6 protein-coding genes are annotated in these 6,218 nt (G+C 63.1%); 4 read left to right on the forward strand and 2 right to left on the reverse strand.

Annotated elements, in window-relative coordinates:
- Positions 1 to 133 precede the first annotated feature (133 nt).
- From AC1DVA_RS18865 to AC1DVA_RS18875, 3 genes are all read left to right on the forward strand, one after another.
- On the forward strand, positions 134 to 880 hold the full coding sequence (locus tag AC1DVA_RS18865; protein ID WP_265054888.1) for an SDR family oxidoreductase: 747 nt from the start codon (positions 134 to 136) through the stop codon (positions 878 to 880).
- Between the two features lie 220 nt (positions 881 to 1,100).
- Positions 1,101 to 2,330, forward strand: a complete 1,230-nt coding sequence (locus AC1DVA_RS18870) for a tyrosine-type recombinase/integrase (protein WP_476806882.1) — start codon at positions 1,101 to 1,103, stop codon at positions 2,328 to 2,330.
- Positions 2,327 to 3,124, forward strand: coding sequence for a hypothetical protein (locus AC1DVA_RS18875; protein ID WP_476806883.1), 798 nt, complete (start codon positions 2,327 to 2,329; stop codon positions 3,122 to 3,124). Before AC1DVA_RS18870 ends, AC1DVA_RS18875 begins: the two co-directional genes overlap by 4 nt.
- A gap of 243 nt (positions 3,125 to 3,367) precedes the next feature.
- Here AC1DVA_RS18875 and AC1DVA_RS18880 read toward each other — a convergent pair whose 3' ends face one another.
- Entirely contained in the window at positions 3,368 to 4,753 is a 1,386-nt protein-coding gene (locus tag AC1DVA_RS18880; RefSeq protein WP_476806884.1) for an IS1182 family transposase, read from the reverse strand.
- Between the two features lie 384 nt (positions 4,754 to 5,137).
- Between AC1DVA_RS18880 and AC1DVA_RS18885 the strand changes: the two genes are divergently transcribed.
- On the forward strand, positions 5,138 to 5,482 hold the full coding sequence (locus AC1DVA_RS18885) for a MarC family protein (RefSeq protein WP_476806886.1): 345 nt from the start codon (positions 5,138 to 5,140) through the stop codon (positions 5,480 to 5,482).
- 462 nt (positions 5,483 to 5,944) lie between these two features.
- Here the strand turns inward: AC1DVA_RS18885 and AC1DVA_RS18890 are convergent.
- The coding region (locus AC1DVA_RS18890; RefSeq protein ID WP_476806885.1) for a hypothetical protein at positions 5,945 to 6,218 on the reverse strand (274 nt) is incomplete at its 5' end.

Consider the following 6,218-nt stretch of genomic DNA (forward strand, 5'->3'; position numbering starts at 1 on the left):
ATTCCCGGGTCTGCGCTCGCTTGAGAATGACGGTGCCCATACGAATTCCGTATCCAGCTGCGCATCAAAACGCATTTACGGACCTGCTCAATCGTTTCAAACATCGTGGCAATCGAGATCGCGAGGAATGACCATGAGACTGAAGGGCAAGACGGCGCTGGTGACCGGCGCGGCGCAAGGGTTCGGATTCGGCATCGCGGAGACCTTCGTGCGCGAGGGCGCGCGCGTCGCGGTGCTCGACATCAACGGCGACAAGGCGAAGGAGGCGGCCAGGGCCATCGGGCGCAAGGCCTTCGCCGTGACCTGCGACGTCGGCAAGGCCAAGAGCGTCGACAAGGCGGTGGAGAAGATCCTCGCCAAGGTCGGGCGGCTCGACATCGTCGTGAACAATGCCGGCACCACCCATCGCAACAAGCCGATGACCGAGGTGACGGAAGAGGAGTTCGACCGGATCTTCGCGGTCAACGTGAAGTCGATCTACCTGATGGCGCGGGCGACCGTGCCGCATTTCCGCGAGCATGGCGGCGGCGTCATCCTCAATATCGGCTCGACGGCGGGCCTGCGCCCGCGTCCCGGCCTGACCTGGTACAACGGCTCGAAGGGCGCGGCGAACCTGATCTCGCAGTCGATGGCGGTCGAACTCGCGCCCGACAAGATCCGTGTCAACGCCATCGCGCCGGTGGCGGGCGAGACGCCGCTGCTCGCGACCTTCATGGGTGAGGACACGCCCGAGCGGCGCAAGGCCTTCACGGCGACGATTCCGTGGGGCCGCTTCTCGACGCCGCAGGACATCGCCAATGCGGCGCTGTTCCTGTGCTCGGACGAGGCGGACATGGTGACGGGCTCGGTGCTGGCCGTCGACGGCGGACGCTGCATCTGAACAAGCGTCGTGCTCGGGTTCGACCCACGGCTGCCCGGTTGAGCGCAGGGCCTCTCCCTTCTCCCGCAAGGTTACCGGGGACCAGCTGCTTGGGAATGGATGGGGATGGCTGGAGGTTGATAACACTCGGATTTTGCAGACGATTTTGTGACGCTCCATTGACAGAGATGGACCGAATTGGCTCTATGAGGCTACCTATATCTCTCTTGGGTAGCACCTCATGCCACGGGCACGCCTGACCAAGTCCATCATTGACGCCCTGCCGACGCCGTCCCGCGAGCTGGTCTATTGGGACGAGACGCTGCCAGGCTTCGGCGTCAAGGTGACCCCCGCCGGGCGAAAGGTCTTCATCGTCCTCTACCGGACCGGCGGGGCCGGGTCGGCCTTGCGCAAATATACCATCGGGCCCCATGGCCGCGTCACGTTGCATCTGGCTCGGGGTGAAGCGCACAAGGTGCTCAGCGCGCGGCGGGAGGGGCGCGACCCGGCTGCGGAGAAGGGCGAAGCGCGGCGCAGACTGTCGAGCGATCGGGTCGAGGACGTCGTGAAACTGTTTGTCCAGCAGCATGCCTCCAAGCGCCGGTCAGGGCGGGAGATCGAGCGGCTGCTCCGCCGGGATATGGTCGAGCGCTGGGGCGCGCGCAGCATCCATTCCATCACCAAACGGGACGTGGTGGCCTGCCTGGGCGAGGTCGTCGACCGGGGAGCCCCGATCGGGGCCAACAAGCTCCTCAGGGTCATGCGCACCTTGTTCAACTGGTGCATCGGCAAGGCGCTGCTCGAGCGGTCGCCCTGCGATAGCATCCCGGCGCCCAGTCGCGTGATCTCGCGCGATCGCGTGCTGTCCGACGCAGAACTGGCACAGGTGCTGATGGCAGCCCGTCAGACGGGCGGCCCCTACGGCGCTATCGTGGAGCTGCTGGCCCTGACGGCCCAGCGCCGCGAGGAAGTCGCCCGGATGGGCTGGGACGAGATCGACCTTGAGGCGGGGACCTGGACGCTTCCCGCCGGGCGAACCAAGAACGGCCGGCCCCACCTGGTCCATCTCACGGAGCCCGCGGCCGCGCTGATCCGGCGCATGCCCCGGCTTGGCGACTGCGTCTTCATCACGAGCGGCGCTGCCCCCTTCAATAACTTCTCCAAGGCGAAACGGGAGCTGGACGGACTATCCGGGATTGTTGGCTGGCGCTTGCATGATCTGAGGCGGACGGCCGTTTCAGGCATGGCCCGGCTCGGAATAGCACCGCATGTGGCCGACAAGATCCTCAATCATACGTCCGGGACCATTTCCGGCGTCGCAGCGGTGTATCAGCGCCATGAGTTCTTGGCGGAGCGACGCGATGCGCTCGAGCGCTGGGGGCAGCACGTTGAGGAGCTGATGGCAGCGCAGCCGACCGCAACAGGACGTCATTCAGGCCGCCCGGACACTTTGACCGGAGAGATGCGATGACGGTCGAAGCGCCACCGCCGGGCTCGATCACCCTACACGATGCGTTGTTCTCGATCGGAGCGTCTGATCCAGCGAGGTCTCGTCGAACCMTTGAGGATTTGCGGGTCCGGGTGAGGTATGCCCTTCGGGGTGAACCCCATCCTGTTGAGATCACAGCTGAGCGCGTCGTAGTGATCCTCGGTCCGGTGGAGCTTGGCATCGAACCCCCAGTTGGACTGGCCCTGACCGTAGCTCTCGGCGGGAAAGATCCTACGCAGGAGCATCAGTACCTCGCCTACGGAAGCGAGTTTATGTCGTTTTGTGAGGAGGTAGATAAGGTCTCATACGAGGGCTTCGATGATGCCGCAAAAGCAACGGTCAAACGACTTTCCGATAAAATATGGGTCGAACTCCGTCGCATCTTTGGTAACGTGCTGGAAGGGGGCGACTGGACGATTGTCGCGCGGGTTAATAGCCAAATCGCCGATTTCGAGGCTATTCCTTGGGACGCCTTCCGCAACCTCCAAGTCGACTGGAACAAGGGCGTTGCGGAGGCCAGCAACGGCGCTCGCCTCTACTCACTACATGTGGCCCCCAAATTGTCTCTCAGACCTCGCGTCGAGCGAAAAAAGAGCATAACCCCACAGCGCGACCTGGCTTCCCAGGCCATCAAAGCGCTCTGGCCGAGCGGGCACCCAAGTGGACTCCGCAATAAAGCGCTCGTCGCGGAGGTTCATCGCTGGTGCGAACGCGAGGATAAACCCAAACTCAGCGAAGACACCATCCTGCGGGCTGCCGGGAGGCGTCGCGACTAACGCCTGGTACCACCGTGCCCCAAGCAGACCTTCCGAAAGGCGCAGATGGGTGGGAAGCAGAAGTTCGTCACTCGAGCCAAACGCGCCTCTATCGCGCCAGGAGCGGACTCTGGATGGTTGCCCGGAACCGGATCTTAGGAATGCATCGACGTAAGGTCGGTTGGCGACCGATACCGTTGAAAAAGTCGGCCCTGAGATCGGCGCTGGCGGGGAGCGGATTTAGCAGAGTAGGGCTTCGCTTGGTCAGGCAGGCCTGACCTGCGGCCCGTTTGGCTTGAGTTTGGCGAGCTTCCTGAGGTTCTGGGCTGCTGCGGCGAGGTGGAACTCGTCTCTGGCGCCATTCGGTCCGCGCAGTCGCAACCGGTCGAGCCGCAAGATGCGCTTGAGGTGAGCAAACAGCATCTCGACCTTTTTCCGTTCGCGCCGCGAGGTGACATAGGCGTCGGTCTCGGCGATGTCCCTGGCCATGTCGCGGGCGCCCTCATGGATCGAGCGCAGGATCTTGCGAGCGGGCATGTTGGGTGAGCACTGCGGCTTCAGCGAGCAGGCGTCGCAGTCGAACTTGCTGGCGCGGTAACGCATCATGCCCTCGTCATCGACGAGCGGCCGCTCGGTTCGATAGGCCTTCTGGCGCGGCCTCAACTCCTTCCCGCCCGGGCAGGTGTAGCGATCGCGCGCGTGGTCATAGGCGAAGTCGGAGCGGCTGAAGGTGCCGTCGCTGCGCTGGGATTTGTCGAAGACCGGGATATGCGGCTCGATCCCGCGCTTATGCACCAGCCAGGCGAGGTTCTCGGCCGAGCCATAGGCGCTGTCGGCGGCTAGCCTGGCCGGCCAGAGGCCAAAACGCTCCTGCGTTCGGTCGAGCATGGTCCGGGCCGAGCCGACTTCGGCCTGCCGGATGGCGCGGCTGGCCTCGACATCGACGATGACGGCGTGGTCGAGGTCGATCAGGTAGTTGGTGGCGTAGGCGAAGAAGGCATGCCCCTTCAAAGCGCCGGTCCATTGCGCGGCCGGATCGGCGCGCGACACGAACTTCGGCTTCGCCTCGCTCGCCGCGCCCCAGGCGGCCTCATCGAGCGTATCGAGATATTCGCGCACCGAGCGACGCGTCCGGGCGAGATCGTGCCAGTCGACCAGCTCTGAGGCGTCCGCGGAACGTTGCTTGTTCGCATCGGCCTTGATCAGGCTGGCATCGACCGCGAAGCCTTCTCCGCCCACGAGCCCTTCTTCGATGCARCGCCGGACSGTCGTCTCGAASASCTCACGCAGMAGATCGCTCTCGCGGAAGCGGCCATGCCGGTTCTTCGAGAAGGTCGAGTGATCGGGAACGTCGCCCTCAAGCCCGAGCCGGCAGAACCAGCGATAGGCGAGGTTCAGGTGCACCTCCTCGCACAGGCGCCGCTCGGAACGGATGCCGAAGCAATAGCCGATGAGCAGCATCCGGATCATCAGCTCCGGATCGATCGAGGGCCGACCCATCTCGCTGTAGAACGGCCGCAGATGTGCGCGGATCTCGGAAAGATCGACGAACCGGTCTATCGACCGCACCCAATGATCGTCCGGCACGTGACGCTCAAGACTGAACTCGTAGAACAGCGCCTCCTGCGCCACCCGCCGTTCACCCATCATCGCGCCGCCCTCCGCCCAAGACGACTGAATCAGGACTTCACACCCGCAGCAACGACGACTTTTTCAACGACATCGACCCCTAGCCGACGCTGGCGTACAGTGGCTTGGCTTCCTGTGCGAGCTTGGGTGGAACGTAGAAATTGGTCAAACGCCAGACCATCCAGAACCGACGCTTGCAGCACCGCCTGCGGACCGCATAACCTCAAACCCAGATCAGCCAGGGCCTCCGTTCTTGAGACCCGCCAACAGTCTCAAATCAGCTCACGACAGACAAACCGCTGTTGAACCTGTCTATCCGCGGAGGTGGCCTCCGGCATGCCCAATCGGGAATAAAAAACTCAGCGTGCAAAGTTAATCTCAGCTGGAGGCGCCACCTATGCAAACCTGGATCAATACGTTTCTAGTGGTGCTCGCGGCGATCTTTCCCGTGGTAAACCCACCGGGAACTGCGCTTGTGTTTATCGGGCTAACAAGCGGACTTACCCCCATATTCGGCGCACACTGGCTCGACGGGGCGCAATCAACTCGCTGCTCGTGCTCGTATGCTCCTTTCTACTTGGGGCGCTGATCCGGCAGTTTTACGGGATCGCAATAACTGTATTGCGCGCGGCGGCTGGTTTCATCGTCGCGGTATCCGGCTGGAATCTGGCCGGCCTCTCTACCAGTCGCCGGCCGCGCGGGCCCGGCCGCACCGTGGACGGCGAGGCGGCAACGGTCCCGTCCCTATGATCCCGCTGCCTCCGTCGCAGGTGCAATGGACGGCTGTATCCGCGATCTTCTCTGCGGTGTCATCGGGCTCCTCGGTCTCAACCGCGGCCACGATACTACCGTCGCGCYGCCRTCCTTSCGCAAGCGAGCMTATGACGAGCGGCKGGTTTTGGACCTCGATCGTGGCGCCGCCTCGCTGGGCAACCTGATTCYGCCGCAYCGCCTTCATCGTCATCGMCTCGCTGACCGGGTAGGTCGGGCAGCACTATGCGGCGGCCAATGTCATGACGCGCTGCTCATGCTTACCAGCCGGCGACGGGGAGGATGGGGTTCCGCTTCGCGAGCGACTTGCACGAGTCAGTACCTCCCGGCTCGATCGTCGTCTGTTGCCAATTGAGATAGGCAGTGAAGATTCAATGGCGCTTTTATACGGGTGCCGCCTTCCCCGATTCGATCGTTCGAATAGAGACCGAAGATAGAGATTCACGTCGAGAGGTCGCGTCGAGCGAACGGCGAGGCTGCTTTTTCCATCAAAATGTAAACGATCTTTTTAGGAATTTGCGCCTGCGGAGTGGAAAATGTGGCGCGACAGCAACACGCGGCCGGCAACTGGTGATACCAGCCTCGCCGAGCTTGATCGGCGAGGCCGCATTCGTATGGTGGTGATGCGTCGGGACGTTCCCGGTCGCTGTTTTTCGTCTTCGCCACCGAAATAGGTCGGTGACGCAGGCGAAAGACCGGGAACAGGCAGGTTCTG

This window comes from Allobosea sp. P4_C6 (genome assembly GCF_056402015.1).